This is a genomic window from Blastococcus sp. Marseille-P5729, assembly GCF_900292035.1.
Taxonomy (GTDB): Bacteria; Actinomycetota; Actinomycetes; order Mycobacteriales; family Antricoccaceae; genus Cumulibacter.
This window is the reverse complement of sequence record NZ_OMPO01000001.1, coordinates 383,682-399,655: the sequence shown is the minus strand read 5'-3', so window position 1 is coordinate 399,655 and position 15,974 is coordinate 383,682. Positions and strand designations below refer to the sequence as shown.

At 68.5% G+C, this 15,974-nt stretch carries 16 protein-coding genes; 10 read left to right on the top strand and 6 right to left on the bottom strand.

Annotation, left to right across the window (positions count from 1 at the left end):
* Window positions 1–30: 30 nt before the first annotated feature.
* A complete protein-coding gene (locus DAA40_RS01930) occupies window positions 31–909 on the bottom strand; it encodes a spermidine synthase (RefSeq protein ID WP_158716173.1) in 879 nt (292 codons plus the stop codon).
* A gap of 158 nt (window positions 910–1,067) precedes the next feature.
* On the opposite strand from DAA40_RS01930, the gene DAA40_RS01925 reads away from it, so the two are divergent.
* Complete coding sequence (locus DAA40_RS01925; protein WP_106848046.1) at window positions 1,068–2,165, top strand: DUF4192 domain-containing protein; 1,098 nt, start codon at window positions 1,068–1,070, stop codon at window positions 2,163–2,165.
* Here DAA40_RS01925 and DAA40_RS01920 read toward each other — a convergent pair.
* Entirely contained in the window at window positions 2,162–2,839 is a 678-nt protein-coding gene (locus DAA40_RS01920) for a metal-dependent transcriptional regulator (protein ID WP_106849202.1), read from the bottom strand. The genes DAA40_RS01925 and DAA40_RS01920 overlap by 4 nt on opposite strands.
* Window positions 2,840–2,906: 67 nt before the next feature.
* On the opposite strand from DAA40_RS01920, the gene DAA40_RS01915 reads away from it, so the two are divergent.
* From DAA40_RS01915 to DAA40_RS01905, 3 genes are all read left to right on the top strand, one after another.
* Window positions 2,907–3,782 (top strand): sulfurtransferase, encoded by an 876-nt coding sequence (locus DAA40_RS01915; RefSeq protein ID WP_106848045.1) that lies wholly within the window; start codon window positions 2,907–2,909, stop codon window positions 3,780–3,782.
* Window positions 3,783–3,791: 9 nt separating this feature from the next.
* On the top strand, window positions 3,792–5,003 hold the full coding sequence (locus DAA40_RS01910; protein ID WP_106848044.1) for an acetoin utilization protein AcuC: 1,212 nt from the start codon (window positions 3,792–3,794) through the stop codon (window positions 5,001–5,003).
* Between the two features lie 65 nt (window positions 5,004–5,068).
* The gene (locus DAA40_RS01905; RefSeq protein ID WP_106848043.1) at window positions 5,069–7,576 is read left to right on the top strand and encodes a GNAT family N-acetyltransferase; all 2,508 of its coding nucleotides are present in this window, start codon (window positions 5,069–5,071) and stop codon (window positions 7,574–7,576) included.
* 67 nt (window positions 7,577–7,643) lie between these two features.
* On the opposite strand, the gene sigB is transcribed toward DAA40_RS01905, so the two are convergent.
* On the bottom strand, window positions 7,644–8,630 hold the full coding sequence (sigB, locus tag DAA40_RS01900; protein WP_199849459.1) for an RNA polymerase sigma factor SigB: 987 nt from the start codon (window positions 8,628–8,630) through the stop codon (window positions 7,644–7,646).
* 111 nt (window positions 8,631–8,741) lie between these two features.
* Window positions 8,742–10,121, bottom strand: coding sequence for a methyltransferase (locus tag DAA40_RS01895; protein ID WP_158716172.1), 1,380 nt, complete (start codon window positions 10,119–10,121; stop codon window positions 8,742–8,744).
* Between the two features lie 39 nt (window positions 10,122–10,160).
* Between DAA40_RS01895 and DAA40_RS01890 the strand changes: the two genes are divergently transcribed.
* The 6 genes from DAA40_RS01890 to DAA40_RS01865 all read left to right on the top strand — a co-directional run bounded on the left by DAA40_RS01890 (window position 10,161) and on the right by DAA40_RS01865 (window position 14,621).
* Entirely contained in the window at window positions 10,161–10,541 is a 381-nt protein-coding gene (locus DAA40_RS01890) for a DUF3099 domain-containing protein (RefSeq protein ID WP_106848040.1), read from the top strand.
* A gap of 7 nt (window positions 10,542–10,548) precedes the next feature.
* Window positions 10,549–10,788 (top strand): DUF3039 domain-containing protein, encoded by a 240-nt coding sequence (locus DAA40_RS01885; protein WP_106848039.1) that lies wholly within the window; start codon window positions 10,549–10,551, stop codon window positions 10,786–10,788.
* A gap of 93 nt (window positions 10,789–10,881) precedes the next feature.
* Window positions 10,882–12,729, top strand: a complete 1,848-nt coding sequence (locus tag DAA40_RS01880) for a long-chain fatty acid--CoA ligase (protein ID WP_106848038.1) — start codon at window positions 10,882–10,884, stop codon at window positions 12,727–12,729.
* Between the two features lie 61 nt (window positions 12,730–12,790).
* Window positions 12,791–13,183, top strand: a complete 393-nt coding sequence (locus tag DAA40_RS01875) for a VOC family protein (RefSeq protein WP_106848037.1) — start codon at window positions 12,791–12,793, stop codon at window positions 13,181–13,183.
* A 37-nt stretch (window positions 13,184–13,220) separates the two neighbouring features.
* Window positions 13,221–13,685 (top strand): SRPBCC family protein, encoded by a 465-nt coding sequence (locus DAA40_RS01870; protein WP_106848036.1) that lies wholly within the window; start codon window positions 13,221–13,223, stop codon window positions 13,683–13,685.
* An 84-nt stretch (window positions 13,686–13,769) separates the two neighbouring features.
* The gene (locus DAA40_RS01865; RefSeq protein ID WP_158716171.1) at window positions 13,770–14,621 is read left to right on the top strand and encodes a D-hexose-6-phosphate mutarotase; all 852 of its coding nucleotides are present in this window, start codon (window positions 13,770–13,772) and stop codon (window positions 14,619–14,621) included.
* 20 nt (window positions 14,622–14,641) lie between these two features.
* Here DAA40_RS01865 and DAA40_RS01860 read toward each other — a convergent pair whose 3' ends face one another.
* Together DAA40_RS01860 and DAA40_RS01855 are read right to left on the bottom strand one after the other, a co-directional pair.
* Complete coding sequence (locus DAA40_RS01860) at window positions 14,642–15,280, bottom strand: 3-oxoacid CoA-transferase subunit B (protein WP_106848034.1); 639 nt, start codon at window positions 15,278–15,280, stop codon at window positions 14,642–14,644.
* On the bottom strand, window positions 15,277–15,948 hold the full coding sequence (locus DAA40_RS01855; protein ID WP_106848033.1) for a 3-oxoacid CoA-transferase subunit A: 672 nt from the start codon (window positions 15,946–15,948) through the stop codon (window positions 15,277–15,279). Before DAA40_RS01855 ends, DAA40_RS01860 begins: the two co-directional genes overlap by 4 nt.
* Window positions 15,949–15,974 lie beyond the last annotated feature (26 nt).

The window sequence follows — 15,974 nt, the reverse complement described above, 5'->3', positions numbered from 1 at the left end:
GGTCATTATCGCCGCGCGGGCCCGCGGTGCTCAGAGATAGGGCCAGAGCCGCTCGCCGTGCGTGACCCGAGCAGGAAAGGCAGCCTGCCGCGAGGCCTCGAACCAGCCGTCCAGCGGCAGCGGTGCCCGGCTGAAGGCCGCGACGACGTTGCCCAGGCGTCGTCCGCGCAGCACTGACGGATCGCAGATGAAGGCCATCTGCCCGTCATGGTCTCCGTTCGCCGACAAACCGAGTGCCAGGCGGTTGTGCCGCATGAGCTCGCGGGTGAGCGCCATCCCGGGCCGGTCTCCGACATTGGCCAGATAGATGCCGGAGGGCCGCAGCACGCGCGCCACCTCAGCGGCCAGCCGCGCGTCCCGTAGGTGCTCCGGGGTGAGATCCGCGCTGAAGACATCTCGGACGATCACGTCCATGCAGGCGTCCGGCAGCTCGCGGATGGCGGCGAGCGCATCGGCCGGTCGGACGGCGAACCGCCGGGACGACCGAATGCCGAACTGCTCGCGCATCAGCTCCAGCAACGCGGCATCAAAGTCGACGATCACCTGCCGCGAACCGGGCCGGGTGCTCTCGACGTACACCGGCAGGGAGCAGGCCGCCCCACCGAGATGCAGCGCGTCGATCGGGCCGGGCGGCAACCGGTCGACGAGGTCGGCGATCCACCGGGTGTACTCGAACTCCAGATGCGTGGGATCGTCCAGCGCGACGTACGAGGCGAGGACGCCATCGAGCAGCACCATCCAGCCGTAGTCGCGGTCTGCGTCCATGGCGATCTGCACATGCGCGTGGTCGGTGATGAACTCGCCCGGCGCGGGACGGGCACGCACGAAGCGCAAGGCGCGGGCGCGGTCTGGAGCGAGCCAGGTGCGCTGCTGCTCGCCACGTCGCCCGGCGGCGATCCCGCGGCTCACGCGTGACGGCTTCACCCCGCGACTGCTCCGACCCGACACAGAAACCTCTACCGACAACACCGGCCGCGCGCCACCTCATTGTCCACAGCCGCGGCAGTTTTCCACGCCCTCGTCAAGGGCTCTGTCCTGACCAGCGTACGCGCGGCACCGTGGGCGCCATGACAGCCTCAGAACAGTTCGAATTCACCGGCTCGGAGCGACAGCTCAGTGAGCTCACGTCCGGCAGCGCGCCGATCTCCATCCGGGAGGTCGGCGAGCTTCGCGCCTCGATCCCTTATCTGCTCGGCTTCTACCCGGAGCGTTCGCTCGTGGTGATCGGCCTGGCGGCCGACAGCTCGATCTGCGTGACGATCCGGGTCGATGCTCCCGAGTCTCCGGATGCGGCTCGTGCCTGCATCGAGCAGCTGCAGCCGGTCCTGCAGCGCAGCGATCCGCATCGGCTGGTGGTCGCCTACTGCGACGACTACGAGCTCGGTGAGTGCAACGAGACCGAACGCGAGCAGATCACCCTGTCGGCGCTACGCGCGTTCGAGACGGTCAGCGATCTCGCACCGGTCATCTCTGGCGCCCTCGCGGAGCACGGCTACGAGTGCTCGTTCGTCTGGCCAGCGCGACCCGGCATGCCACGCGGGCCGCTCGGACCCGTCCCGCAGATCGCCGTGGCGCACGTGCTGGCCGGTCGCACCCTGCTGCGCAGCCGGGACGAGCTCAAGGCCATGCTCGCGCCGACCCGAGGAAGGGCGCGTCGCGAGGTGCGCGAGCAGCTGGCCGCGCTCGAAGCGGTATCACTCGCGCGGATCGATCTCATCGCGTTGGTCACCGACCTGCTGGAGCAGCACGCGGGCGCCAGCGAGCTCGGCAACCAGCCGCCGGTCCTCGATCCGCATGACATCGCGCTCTGCGTGCTGGCCCTGAGCAGCATTCCCGCCCGCGACATCCTGATCACCCTGATCGCGCAGGAGCGCGCCTGGTGGCGGGTCGAGCCGTGGTGCCGGGCCGTGCAGCTCGCGCCGACCTCCTACGTGCCCGCCGCTGCGACGATGACGGCCATCGTCGCCTACCTGGGCGGTGACGGGGCGCTGGCGCAGATTGCCCTGGACAGGGCGCTGGCGCACGATCCGAACTACTCACTGGCCCAGATGATCGATGCGGGCCTGCGCTCCGGGCTGCACCCGCGCGAGCTGCAACGGGTGCTCGCCTCGACCTTCGATGACGACCCGCGTACGACGATGGCCCACACGGACGGCGCGGGCTAGAGGGAGTCAGCGGCGACGAACAGCAGCTCCGCCAGCTTCGCGGGGAACTCGGTGCCGTTGAGCACCAATGCGTCGTCCGCCTGCTTCACGCGCGCGGTCGTCCCCGGCCGGACGCCGGCCTCGGAGAGCTGGTCGAGCAGCGGCCCGTCGGCCTGCACTCCCTCGGTGATCCGCTCGATCGGTACGGAGATCTCGTCGTCACCCAGCACCCGGCTGAGGGGAACCACGGCCGCCGTGTCAGGGGAGCTCGCGCCGGCCTCGAGCTCCTCGAGACCCGGAATCGGATTTCCATAAGGGGAGTAGCCGGGATCGCCGACCAGCTCGACGATCCGCTTCTCTACGTCGGTGGAGATCACATGCTCCCAGCGGCAGGCCTCGTCGTGGACCTTCTCCCACTCCAGACCGAGCACCTCGACCAGCAGCAGCTCCGCCAGCCGATGCTTGCGCATAACCGCCGTCGCTTGCCGTCGTCCTTCCGGAGTCAGTTCGAGCTGACGGTCGTCCAGGACGTTCACGAGCCCATCACGCTGCATGCGGGCCACGGTCTGGCTTACGGTCGGCCCGCTCTGATGAAGCCGATCGACGATGCGGGCGCGCATCGGAATGGCACCTTCCTCTTCGAGCTCGAAGATGGTGCGAAGGTACATCTCGGTGGTGTCGATCAGCTCGTTCAACGCCGGCTCCTTCTCGTTGGCGCCATGGTATCCGGTCGGCGCCGCGATTGCGTCGTACGCTGATGGCATGACGAGCCAGAGCAGTGCTGGTCGCGCCGTCCTCATCACCGTCGATGAGCTCGCCGCAGCCGCCGGGTCCGATCAGCCGCCCGCAGTTCTTGACACCCAGTGGGCCCTGCAGAACCCCGAGTTCGGCCCGACCTCCTTCCGTCGTGAGCACATCCCCGGCGCGCAGTACTGCGACCTCGACACGATGCTCGCCGGACCGGTCTGCGGTCCGGGTGGTCGCCACCCCTTGCCCGACGCCGACCAGCTGCAGGACGACCTGCGTTCCCGCGGCGTCTGCGACGATCAGCCCGTCGTCGTGTACGACGCCGGGCAGGGGTACAGCGCCGCGCGGGCCTGGTGGCTGCTGAGGTGGGCTGGGCTCAGGGACGTCCGGATCCTCGACGGAGGGCTGCCCTCCTGGGTGTCGGCCGGCCGGCGCACCGAAAGCGGCCCCGTCGCCACCCCGGCCGCGGGTGATGTCACGGTGCGGCCCGGCAGCCTCCCATCGCTTGACGCCGACGAGGTCAGCGCGCACGTCGCGGCCGGTGGACTGCTGCTGGATGCCCGGGCCCCGGAGCGCTATCGCGGTGAGGTCGAGCCAATCGATCCGGTCGCGGGGCACATCCCGGGCGCGCTGAACCTCCCGACCGCGGCGCTGGTCGACTGCGACGACCGATATCTGCCGGCTGCCGAGATCCGGGCTCGGTTCGAGGACGTCGCAGGGCCCGTGCAACTCGATCGCGACCCGGTCGTCTACTGCGGATCCGGGGTCACCGCCGCCCACGTCATCGCGGGCCTGCAGATCGCGGGGATCGAGTCGGTGCTTTACCCCGGCTCGTGGAGCGACTGGATCACCGATCCGAGCCGCCACACGACCACCGGGCCCGGGAGGTAGGTTCGAAGCATGAGCGATTCGGTGGCGGTCATCTGGACTGACGAGTACCTGAAGTACGACCACGGAGGGGATCACCCGATGCACCCCGTTCGCGTCGAACTGACCATGAAGCTCGCCGAGTCGCTCGGGGTGCTGAAGGCGCCCAACATCAGCATTCACGAGCCCACCGCCGCCACCGAGGAACAGCTGCTACGCGTGCACTCCGCGCGCTACCTCAGCGCCGTCCGCGAGGCGCCGATCCAGCCATGGGGAATCGGGCACGGCCTTGGCACCGACGACAACCCGATCTTCTGGGGAATGTACGAGTCGGCCGCCATGATCGCCGGGGGCACCACGCTCGCCGCCCAGCTCGTGTGGGAAGGCACCACGCAGCACGCGGTCAACATCGGCGGGGGGATGCATCACGCGATGCCAGGTAGCGCCGCCGGGTTCTGCATCTTCAACGACCTGTCGGTTGCGATCGCGTGGCTGCTCGACCACGGCGCCCAGCGGGTGGCGTACGTCGACGTCGACGTCCATCACGGTGACGGCGTCCAGGCCTCGTTCTACGACGACCCACGCGTCATGACCGTGAGCATCCACCAGTCCCCGCTGTCGCTATGGCCGCACACCGGCTTCGCCAGCGAGGTCGGGCGGGACGATGGCACCGGCACGTCGGTGAACCTGGCGCTGCCTCCCGGCTCGAGCAACCGCGAATGGCTGACGGCCTTCGAGGCGACGATCCCGAACATCCTGCGCCAGTTCCGTCCGGAGATCATCATCACGCAGTGCGGTTGCGACACCCACCACGAGGATCCGCTCGCCGACCTGTCGCTGACCATCGACGGGCAGGCGGCGATCTACGGGCGACTGCATGAGCTCGCGCACGAGCTGTGCGGTGGGAAGTGGGTCGCGACCGGCGGCGGTGGCTACGGCCTCGTGCGTGCCGTTCCGCGCTCGTGGACGCACCTGATCGCCGAGGCATCGGGTAACCCGATACCCACGACCACGCCGATCCCGCAGGAATGGCGCGACGAGCTCGCCGAGACGCGGCTGCCGGACTTCATGGACCCGCGCAGCGGGTTCGCCACCGCTCCGTTGCTCATGGGGGAGGGCGCGTCGGTCGACTTCGACCAGTGGGCCGGTGGCGACGACGACACCCCGCTCGACCGAGCCATCTTCGCCACCCGCCACGCCTGCTACCCACTGCTCGGCCTGGATCCCAAGGACCCGCGGGACTAGACCGGCACCCCAGCCACGCCCTATCGCCTGCCGACACCCAGCACATCCCGACCTACGAGGCGCCCATGACCACCGAGACCAGCCGGCCCGATCCTCGCGAACCGCGCGGCCTGTACGACCCCCACCTCGCCGACGAGTACGGCTACCCGCGCACCTGGGAAGCTGACGTCATCGCCTCCGACGGCGGCACCGTCCACGTCCGCCCGATCACTCCGGCGGACGCCGACGCCCTCGTCGCGATGCATGCCCGCACCTCCGAGCGCACTCGCTATCTGCGCTTCTTCGGGCCCTACCCGCGAATCCCGGACCGTGATCTCAAGCGGTTCACCACCGTCGACCACCGGGACCGGGTCGCGCTGATCGTCACCGTCGGACCCGACCTGATCGCGGTGGGCCGCTACGACCGATACCCGGACACCGACACCGCCGAGGTCGCCTTCCTCGTCGAGGACGCCCACCAGGGCCGCGGCCTCGGACCGATGCTCCTCGAGCACCTGGCGGCCGCCGCGCGGGAGAACGGCATCAAGAAGTTCGCCGCCGAGGTCCTGGCCGAGAACGGCCGCATGGTGCGCACGTTCATCGACGCCGGCTATTCGCCGTCGCGCTCCTACGAGGAGGGCGTCGTGCGGCTCGAGTTCCCGATCGAGCAGACCGAGCAGACCCAGGCGGTGTCGTACTCACGCGAGCAGCGCTCGGAGGCCCGGTCCCTGGAGCGGCTGCTCACCGCGAAGTCCGTCGCGGTCATCGGCGCCAGCAACGACCGGTCCAAGCTCGGCTACAGCGTGATGCGCAACGTCCTCGACTACGGACTCGACGGGCCCATCTACCCGGTCAATCCCGCCGCGGCGCACGTCGTCGGGGTGCCGGCGTACAAGTCGGTGCTCGATATCCCGAATGACATCGACCTCGCGCTGCTCGCCGTCCCCGCCGATCAGGTCGGGGGCGTCGTGGAAGAGTGCGGTCAGAAGAAGGTCCGCGGCCTCGTCGTCATCTCCGGCGGCTTCAGCGAGCGGGGCGAGCACGGCCGTACCAAGCAGCAGGAGCTGGTCGAGACGGCCCGCACCTACGGCATGCGCGTCGTGGGGCCGAACTGTCTCGGCGTGGTGAACACCCGTGAGGACGTCCACCTGAACGCCACCATCTCACCGCACGTCCCGCCACCGGGGCGGGTCGGGTTCTTCTGCCAGTCCGGCGCGCTCGGCGTGGCGATCCTGGCGGACGCCGCACGCCGCGGGCTGGGCATGTCGACCTTCGTGTCGGCGGGCAACCGCGCCGACGTCTCCGGCAACGACCTGCTCCAGTACTGGGCCACCGACGATCGCACCGAGGTCATCCTGCTGCACCTGGAGACCTTCGGAAATCCGCGCAAGTTCGCCCGGCTGACCCGCGAGATCGGCCGCAAGAAGCCGATCATCGCGGTGAAGTCCGGCCGGCACTCCGGCGTCAAGGCGGGCCTACCAGGCGTCGGCATCTCCGACGACGTCGTGCAGGCGCTGTTCGAGGCGTCCGGCGTCATCCGCGTCGACACGCTCGGTCAGAGCTTCGACCTGGCGATGCTGCTCGCGCACCAGCCGATCCCCAAGGGCAACCGGGTGGCCGTGGTCGGAAACTCGTCTGCGCTGGGCGTCCTGGTGAAGGACGCCTGCCTCTCGAACGGGCTGCAGGTCGCCGAGGGATACCCCGTCGACATCGGCCCCGAGGGCGCCGTCGAGGTGTTCGAGGAGCAGCTGCGGGTGGCGGCGAGCGACGACGGCGTCGACTCGGTCGTCGCGGTGTTCGTGCCCCCGGTCGTGACCGACGCCCGGCCGTACGCCGAGGCTCTCGCGCGGGTCAGCGGCGACAGCAGCAAGCCGATCGTCACCACCTTCCAGGGCATGAGCGGCATCCCCAAGGGGCTGCAGAGCGTGGGGGAGACGGGGGAGGTCGAGCGTGGCTCAGTGCCCTCGTTCGAGACGCCGGAGCGGGGGGTGCTGGCACTGGCGCGGGCGACCGCGTACCACGAGTGGCGGCAGCGTCCGACGGGTCAGTTCGTCGACCCCGAGGACGTCGACCACAATGCCGCCGCAGCCGTCATCTACCGGGTCCTCGAGAAGGAGCACGCCGGTCGGCAGCTGACCAATGAAGAGGCCGAGCAACTGCTGGCTGCCTACGGAATCACCATGGAACAGCCGGACTCCGACGTGGGCGGCGTCCCCGTCACGATCGGCCTGGCCGACGACCCGTCCTTCGGCGCGCTCGTGAGCTTCGGTCTCTCCGGCCCGGCAATCCAGCTGTTCGGAGACGTCGCCTACCGGGCGATGCCGTTGTCGGACACGGAGATCGACGAGCTGATCCGCGCACCGCGCGCCTTCCCGATGCTCAGTGGCTATCGCGGCAGCGAATCGGTCGACCTCGCGGCACTGCACGACCTGATCGGCCGGCTCGCGTCGATGTCGGAGCACAACCCCGAGATCCGCACCCTCACCCTCGAGCCGGTGCTCGCTACCCCGGCCGGCGCGATCGTCACCCGTGCCGCCATCAAGATCGGCCCACCGGTGAACCTCGGGCCCCGGCGGTTGGCGCCGGCGATCTGACCGCGGACGCCGAACGGCCCCTAGGCATCGTGCCTAGGGGCCGCTGGCAGGTGCTGCGGGACGGAGCCTAGCTGAGGTACTCCCGCAGGCCCGCGGAGCGCTCGGGCGCGCGCAGCTTGGCCATCGTCTGGCGCTCGATCTGGCGCACCCGCTCGCGGGACATACCGAACTCCTTGCCGATCTGCTCCAGGGTGTACGGCTTCTGGCCGTCGAGACCGAACCGGCGCGCGACCAAGGCCTGCTCCCGCTCGTCGAGACCGGCCACGACCTTGCGCACGTCTTGACGCATCATGTCGAAGCTCACGACGTCCTCGGCGTCGGGGGAGTCGGTGTCTTCGATGAAATCGCCAAGCGCGGCGTCCTCGTCGGTGCCGACGGTCTGGTCGAGGCTCATGACGTCGCGGCTGTGCTCCAACAGCTGGGTGACCTTCTCGGGGGTCAGGTCCAGCTCTGCGGCAAGTGCCTCGATCGTCGGCTCCTGGCCGAGCTCCTGATGCATGCGGCGGCGCGTACGGATCACCCGGTTGACCTGCTCGGCCAGGTGCACCGGCAGGCGGATCGAGCGGCCGGAGTCGGCCATCGCGCGCGAGATCGCCTGCCGGATCCACCACGTCGCGTAGGTGGAGAATTTGAAGCCCTTCGCGTAGTCGAACTTCTCGACCGCGCGAACCAGGCCCAGGTTGCCTTCCTGGATCAGGTCCAGGAACGACAGGCCGTGGCCGGTGTAGCGCTTTGCCACGGACACAACCAGCCGCAGGTTGGCCTCCAGCAGGTGGGCCTTGGCGGCCTGGCCGTCGACAGCTACCGCGCGCAGGTCGCGGCGCTTCTTCTCGCCGTACCGGCGCCGCGGGTCGGCCAGCAGGTGCTCGGCGTAGAGACCGGCCTCGATCCTGCGGGCCAGATCGACCTCCTGCTCGGCAGTGAGCAGCTTCACCTTGCCGATGGAGGTGAGGTAGACGCGCACGAGGTCGGTCGACGCAAGAGTCTCATGAGACTGGTCGAGGTCCTTCTCCTCAGCCTCGACGTTGGTGTTATCGGTCGTCGTCGCAGTCAAAATCAGTACCTTCCCGTTCCACGACTGTCCCGCGTGAGTCGTCCCCCCGCGCGACAGTGGTACCTAGTGCAACGTTCCGCTACCCGATTTGTTCCATCCTCAACCAAGGCATCACGCCAGCCTCACAAGCCCGGCGCGCAGCAGTGTGCGGAGCAGATCGGCAGCGGTCCGAGGCGACGGCCCGAGCGCCGGGACCGCAGCGAGGACGTCGCTGAGCCGCCCGGGGGAGCGCAGGGCCTCCAGCGTCGCGACGGCGGTGGAGCGCACCTGCGCCGCCGGCCCGGTGACCGACAGCGCCAGCCCGCCGGTGGCCCGTACTGACGCCTGGTCGTCGAGCTCCTCGACGACGTACGGTGCCGCGACGAGCCGATCCTCCGAGGTGAGGGCACGGGCGGCCTGCTGGGCGGCCAACCATCCGGTCACGAGCCCGGCCAACCCGTCCAGGGACAGGTCGTATGCCGTGCTCGTCGAGACGTGAGTCGCTTCATCGTCCTCGTCGTCCGGCAGCCGCCGTACCAGTACGGCACCGGTGCCGACGTGCGTGGTCCGATGAGCCAAGAGCGCCTGCTCCCACTCACCGGCCAGCGCGTCGTCGTCGGTCCAGACCCGCACGTAGTCGTGCGCGGTGACGACGGCGCGCTCCAGCACCAGCACGTCGCAGGCGGGAAGCGCCGCAAGATCCTCGGCCAGGTCGGTGAGGGGGTGGGGTAGCGCCGGTCCGTAGCGCCAGTTGGTCAGGTAGATGCCGATGCCGTCCTCGTCGAGGAGAGGGACCAGGTCGTGCGCTAGTCCCGCGTACCCCCGAGGGTCCTCGGAGTCGCGGAACATCGTTCGATCCGCAGGCCGGTCCAGGACGAACGGCGGGTTGCAGACGATCAGATCGTGCCGGCCGGTGACGGCGTCCGTCAGGTCCCCGACCTGAGCCTCCAGGGCGAGCCCGTTGAGTGCCGCCGTCAGCTCGCTCAGTGCGGCCGCTCGGGGGTTGAGGTCGGCCGCTACCAGATCGGCGCCCGTGGCGCATGCGATCGCCACGCCGAGCGCGCCCGACCCGCTTGCGAGATCGACCAGTGTCCTCGGCGAGCGGGTCGGCAGCAGGCCGCGTAGCGTCTGGGTCGCCGCGCCCGGTCCGTGGACCGCGTCGGGATCGTCTTCGAACCAGGGGAAGTCGCTGGCCACCCAGATCATCTCGCCCGCGATCGCCACCGGGACGATGCACACCGCCGCGCGCACCCAGGTGCCCGGCAGCTCCCCGTCGACGTCCACCTCGACCAGCACCCCGGTGCCGAACGCGTCGTGCACTAGTTCGGTCGACATGGCGGTCGCGAGCTCGGCGCGGCGTACCGGCTCACCGACCGAGAACGTCCGCCATAACGGCAGCATTCGTGCTGGGTCGGTCGTGGCCGCACGCAGCCGGTTTCCAAGGGCGGCCCCCAGCCGACGCCGTGCGCGGCGGTCATCTTCGGTCCGCTCGAGAAGCTGCAGGCGCTGCATGTGCCCTAGAGTAGTGAGGTGGCCCATCACAGGAGACGCATGATGAAGCGCGAGCGGCCACACCTGGTGACGGAGGCCGCCGTCAGCCCGGTGGAGGAGCACAAGCGCCGCCAGCACAGGTACCTGCTGACCATGATCGTCCGAATGGTGTTGCTGGTGGTAGCGGTGCTCGTCGCCCGCGCCAACGTGCCGCTGGGCATCGTCGTCGGTGTCCTCAGCGCAGTGCTGCCCGGTTTCGCGGTCGTGATGGCCAACGACGGCCCGCCGAAGTCGTCGAAGTACTACCGTCGGGTGGTGCCCACCGGTGCGGGGGAGCGGGCGCTGCCGGCTCCGGACGGCGGGGCGATGGGCCCGCGCGTCATCACCGCCGACGCGGTGATCATCGACGAGAATGGCGCCACACTGCGCGCGAAGGAATGAGGAGAGCATGACCAGCCCAGACCTGCTCGAGCGTCCGGACCTCAAGGACGCCGACACCTCGAAGGACGACGAGGTCTTCCACTACGTCCGCAAGAACCAGATCGCCGAGAGCGCAGTCATGGGCAACATGGTGGTCGCGTTGTGCGGCGAGACCTTCCCGGTGACCAAGTCGCCCAAGCCCGGCTCGCCGGTGTGCAAGGACTGCAAGGAGATCTACAACAGCCTTCCCAAGGGAGGCAAGGACTAGAGTCCGGGGTCCGCTCGGGGTGATCTGGTTCACCAAATCGGTTACTCGTGAGTATAGGATCGTCCAAACCTCCCCGACCCCTGAGGAGCAGCAGTGACGCTCACGACCTCCACCACCACTCCCGAGTCCGCCCCGCACCTCGACTGGACCGCGCTCGAAAACCGCGTGCCGTCTGTCGGCCACCTGTTCCGCGACCGTGTCAAGGACTCGCCGCAGCGCGAGGCCTACCGCTACGAGCGGGACGGCGAGTGGAAGAGTCTCACCTGGTCCGAGACGAAGGACCTGGCCTACTCCTGGGCCGCGGGCCTGATCGCCCTCGGCGTCGGGCCGCAGGACCGGGTCGCGATCGCGAGCTCGACCCGATTCGAGTGGGCCATCGCCGACCTGGCGGTGATGTGCGCGGGCGGGGCGACCACCACCGTCTACCCGACGACGATCGCCGGCGACGTCGCCTACATCCTGGGCGACTCCGAGAGCAAGGTGGTCATCGCCGAGGACGACGAGCAGATCGCCAAGTTGCGTGAGAAGCGCGACGAGCTGGCAGGCGTCGTCAAGGTCGTCACCTTCGACGGGACCGCCGACGGGGACTGGGTCATCACGATCGAGGATCTCGCCGCATTGGGACGCCAGCAGCTGGAGAAGGACGCCGGCGTCGTCGATTCGCGCATCGATGCGCTCCGGCCCGAGGATCTCGCGACGATCATCTACACCTCTGGAACGACCGGCCGCCCGAAAGGCGTGCGGCTGCCGCACTCGGCGTGGACCTACGCCGGCTCGGTCACTCTGGCCTCCGGCCTGGTGAACGAGGACGACCTGCAGTATCTTTGGTTGCCACTCGCGCACGTGTTCGGCAAGGTGCTGCTGACCCTGCCGCTAGCCTCCGGGACGCCGACCGCGATCGACGGACGGATCGACAAGATCATCGACAACCTCGCTGTCGTGAAGCCGACTTTCATGGGTGCGGCACCGCGCATCTTCGAGAAGGCCTACGCGCGCATCAATCAGGTGTTCGAGGCCGAGTCGGGGCTCAAGCGCAAGATCATCGACTGGGGCACCCAGGTGGCGCACGAGGCCGACGCGCAGCGACAGGCAGGCAAGCAGCCCGGCGGCCTGAAGTATTCGCTTGCCGACAAGCTGGTGCTGAGCAAGGTGCGCGAGCGGTTCGGCGGACGGCTGCGGTTCATGATCTCCGGCTCTGCCCCGTTGAACGTCGAGATCAACAAGTGGTTCGGCGCGATGGGCCTGCAGATCCTTGAGGGCTACGGGCTCACCGAGACCAGCGCGATCGCCACCCTGAACCTGCCGGGCGAACTGGTCTACGGAAGCGTCGGCAAGCCCACGGCCGGAACCGCGATCAAGATCGCCGAGGACGGCGAGATCCTGATCAAGGGCGACCAGGTGATGATGGGCTACCACAACAAGCCCGACGCCACCTCGGACGCGCTGGCCGACGATGGATGGTTCCACACCGGCGACATCGGCCACCTGAGCTCGACCGGTCACCTGTTCATCACCGACCGCAAGAAGGAGCTGTTCAAGACCTCCGGCGGGAAGTTCATCGCCCCGGCTCAGATCGAGTCGCGATTCAAGGGGATCTGCCCGCTGGTCAGCCAGTTCATGGTCGCGGGCGACGCCAAGAACTTCGCCACCGCACTGGTCACCCTCGATCCGGACGCGATCGCCGAGTGGGCCAAGCGCAACGACATGGAAGGCAAGTCGTACGCCGAGATCGCCACCAGCGAGAAGATGCGCGAGACCATCCAGAAGTACGTCGATGAGCTCAATTCCGGGCTGAACCGCTGGGAGACGATCAAGAAGTTCGTCATCCTCGACCGGGACCTGACGGTGGAGGACGGCGATCTGACCCCGAGCCTGAAGCTCAAGCGTCGGGTGGTGGCCAAGAAGTACCAGGCCGAGATCGACGCCCTATACAAGGACTAGACCCACACGCGGCCCCTCCTCCTCGGTAGGGTTGGCAGCAACCGGAACCGAGGAGGGGCGCGTGCCGAGGATCAGCTTCAGCAGCCTGTACGTCAACGACCAGGTGCGGGCCCGCAACTTCTATACCGACATCCTCGGGTTCGACCTGAAGGTCGACAAGCCCGCCGGCGCCGGCAGGTGGGTATCGGTCGTGAGCGACGACGACCCGGACGGCGTACAGCTGCTGCTTGAGCCGACCTACGCGGCGGGCCGCGAGTACTACGGCGCGCTCTACCGTCAGGGCACGCCCTCGACGTCGTTCGAGGTGGACGATGTCGACTACGAGTACGAGCGGCTCACGGCCGAGGGCGTCACCTTCCAGAGCCCTCCGACCGACTCCGGGAACACTCGCAGCTGCGTCCTCGACGACACCTGCGGAAACTGGATCCAGCTGGTCCAGCGCCTCGAGGACTAGTACCGCCCGTCCTGCACACCGATGAAAGGAAAACGGCATGACTGACGACCAGAAGCTAGTGGTGGAGCGGGTCATCGACCAGCCCGCCGGAGTCCTGTTCGAGATCCTGTCCAATCCCGAGCGGCACAAGGAACTCGACGAGACCGGCACCGTCGTGTCCGACCACAAGAGCGATCGCATCCAAGAGGTCGGGCAGGTGTTCACGATGAACATGCACGCCGACGCGATGGGCGGGGACTACCAGACCGACAACCACGTGACCGGCTACGAGGAGAACAAGCGGCTGGCCTGGCAGACCGTTCCGGCCGGCACCGAGCCCGCCGGCTGGCAGTGGATGTGGGAGCTGGAGCCGCAGGGATCGGACTCGACCCTGGTCCGCCTGACATACGACTGGTCGAAGGTCACCGACAAGAAGGTGCTGGAGCGGGTCAAGTTCCCGTTGTTCCCGGAGTCGATGCTCGAGCAGAGCCTGTCCCGGCTCGCCACAGCGGCTGGCAGCTGACCAGAGCATGACCAGCAACGAATGGGTGCGGACCACGGCCGGTCCGCGCCCATTCGTCGTGACCAGATCTCGCCAGGAGCGCTGATGAGCGACGTACGACCGCGGGAGACGACCGTCGGCCCGCATAGCTACGCGGTGGCTGACTACGGCGCGCACGTGACACGCTGGGCGCCCGGGAATTTCGGGGAGCTGCTCTACCTCTCGAGCACCGCGCGTTTCACCGAAGGTCAGGCGATCCGCGGCGGCGTGCCGATCTGCTTTCCGTGGTTTGCAGACGGCCCCGCCGCAGACCGCGCGCCCGCCCACGGGTTCGCCCGCCGCACGCGCTGGCGATGCCGTTCATACGCCGTGCAGGAGACGACGGGCCTCCTGCAGGCCGAGTACGAGCTGCGTCAGGACGATCTGGACGACGCCGGGCGAGAGAGCTTCCCGTTCGCGTTCACCGCGCTCTACGACGTCGTCCTCGCGCCGGCGCACGCCCGGTTCACCCTGCGGGTGACCAACCACGACGACCGACCCTTCGCCGTCGAGGCTGCGCTACACACCTATCTGCGGGTCGGCGACATCGCCGCGGTGCGTATCGATGGACTGGACGGTGCCGACTACGTGGACAAGACCGCGGGGCAGGTGACTCGGACCCAGAGCGGGCCGGTCCTGCTGGGGGAGGAGGTGGATCGGATCTACGAGTCGACCGCCGACGTCATCGTGCGTGATGAGGATCGGGGACATGTCGTTCGGGTGCGGGGGCTCGGTGCGCCGCACACCGTGGTGTGGAATCCCGGCCAGCAGAAGGCTGAGGCCACAGCGGACCTGGGGCCGGGTGAGTGGCGGCAGTTCGTGTGCGTCGAGAGCGCGGTGACCGGAGATGGTGCCGTCACGCTGTCGCCGGGGGCGCGGCACGAGCTGGAGCAGCAGATCTTCGTCACGGGCGCCTGAGACCCGCCAGCGCGCAGGACCTAGACGTGCAGCGTGGCCTCGGTGGCGGCCTGCACGTCCTCGACGGATATGCCTGGGGCGGTCTCTACGAGGTGCAGCCCGTCGTCCCCGACGGCGAGGACGGCGAGGTTCGTGTAGATCCGGTTCACGCATCGGGTGGCAGTGAGGGGGTAAGCGCACTCGCGCACGAGCTTCGATCGCCCGTCCTTTGTCGTGTGGGTCATCATCACGAACACGCTCTTGGCGCCGACCGCGAGGTCCATCGCGCCGCCGACGGCAGGGGCCAGCGACCGGTCTCCGGTCGACCAGTTGGCCAGGTCGCCGTGCTCGGAGACCTCGAATCCGCCGAGCACGCAGATGTCCAGGTGTCCACCGCGCATCATCATGAACGAGTCGGTGTGGTGGAAGATCGCGCCGCCGGTCAGCAGGGTGACTGGGGCCTTGCCGGCGTTGATCAGCTCGGGGTCGAACTGCTCGGGGGTCGGCGTAGGCCCCATGCCGAGGATCCCGTTCTCCGAGTGCAGCACGATCTCCTTGTCGTCCGGGAGGGCGTCGCCGACGAGAGTGGGCATGCCGATTCCGAGGTTCACGTACGACCCGTCGGGGATGTCCTGCCCGATCCGCGCGGCGATCTGCTCCTTGGTGAATCCGTTGCTCATGACGGGTTGGCCACCTCCACGACTCGGTCGACGAAGATTCCGGGGGTGATGATGTGCTCGGGATGGAGCTGGCCGAGCTCGACGATCTCGCGCACCTGCACGATGGTGGTGGTCGCCGCCGTGGCCATGGTGGGCCCGAAGTTGCGGGCGGCGAGGTGGTAGACGAGGTTGCCCCACCGGTCGGCCTGCTCTGCCTTGATCAGTGCGATGTCAGCCGGCAGCGGCTTCTCGAGCACGTGCAGCCGGCCGTCGATCATCCGGGTCTCCTTGCCGACGGCGAGCTCGGTATCCGCGCCTGTGGGGGTGAAGAAGCCGCCCAGCCCGGCACCGGCGGCCCGCATGCGCTCGCTCAGGGTGCCCTGGGGGGTCAGTTCGAGCTCGAGGGTCCCTTCATTCCAGCGCTGCTGGAACCAGTGCGAACCCGCGGAGCGGGGATAGGAGCAGATGAGGCGGGCGACTCGGTTCTCCCGGATCAACGCCGCGATGTCCGTCTCGCCGGCTCCGCCGTTATTGGTGATGATCGTGAGGTCCTTGGCGCCCATGTCGAGGACGGCGTGCACCAACTCGACGGGGATGCCGGCATCCCCGAAGCCGCTGATCATGATGCTCATTCCGTCGCGGATGCCGCTGACCGCTTCCTCGAGCGATCCCACGCGCTTGTCGATCACAGCCCGCTCCCGTCAGATAGATCGTT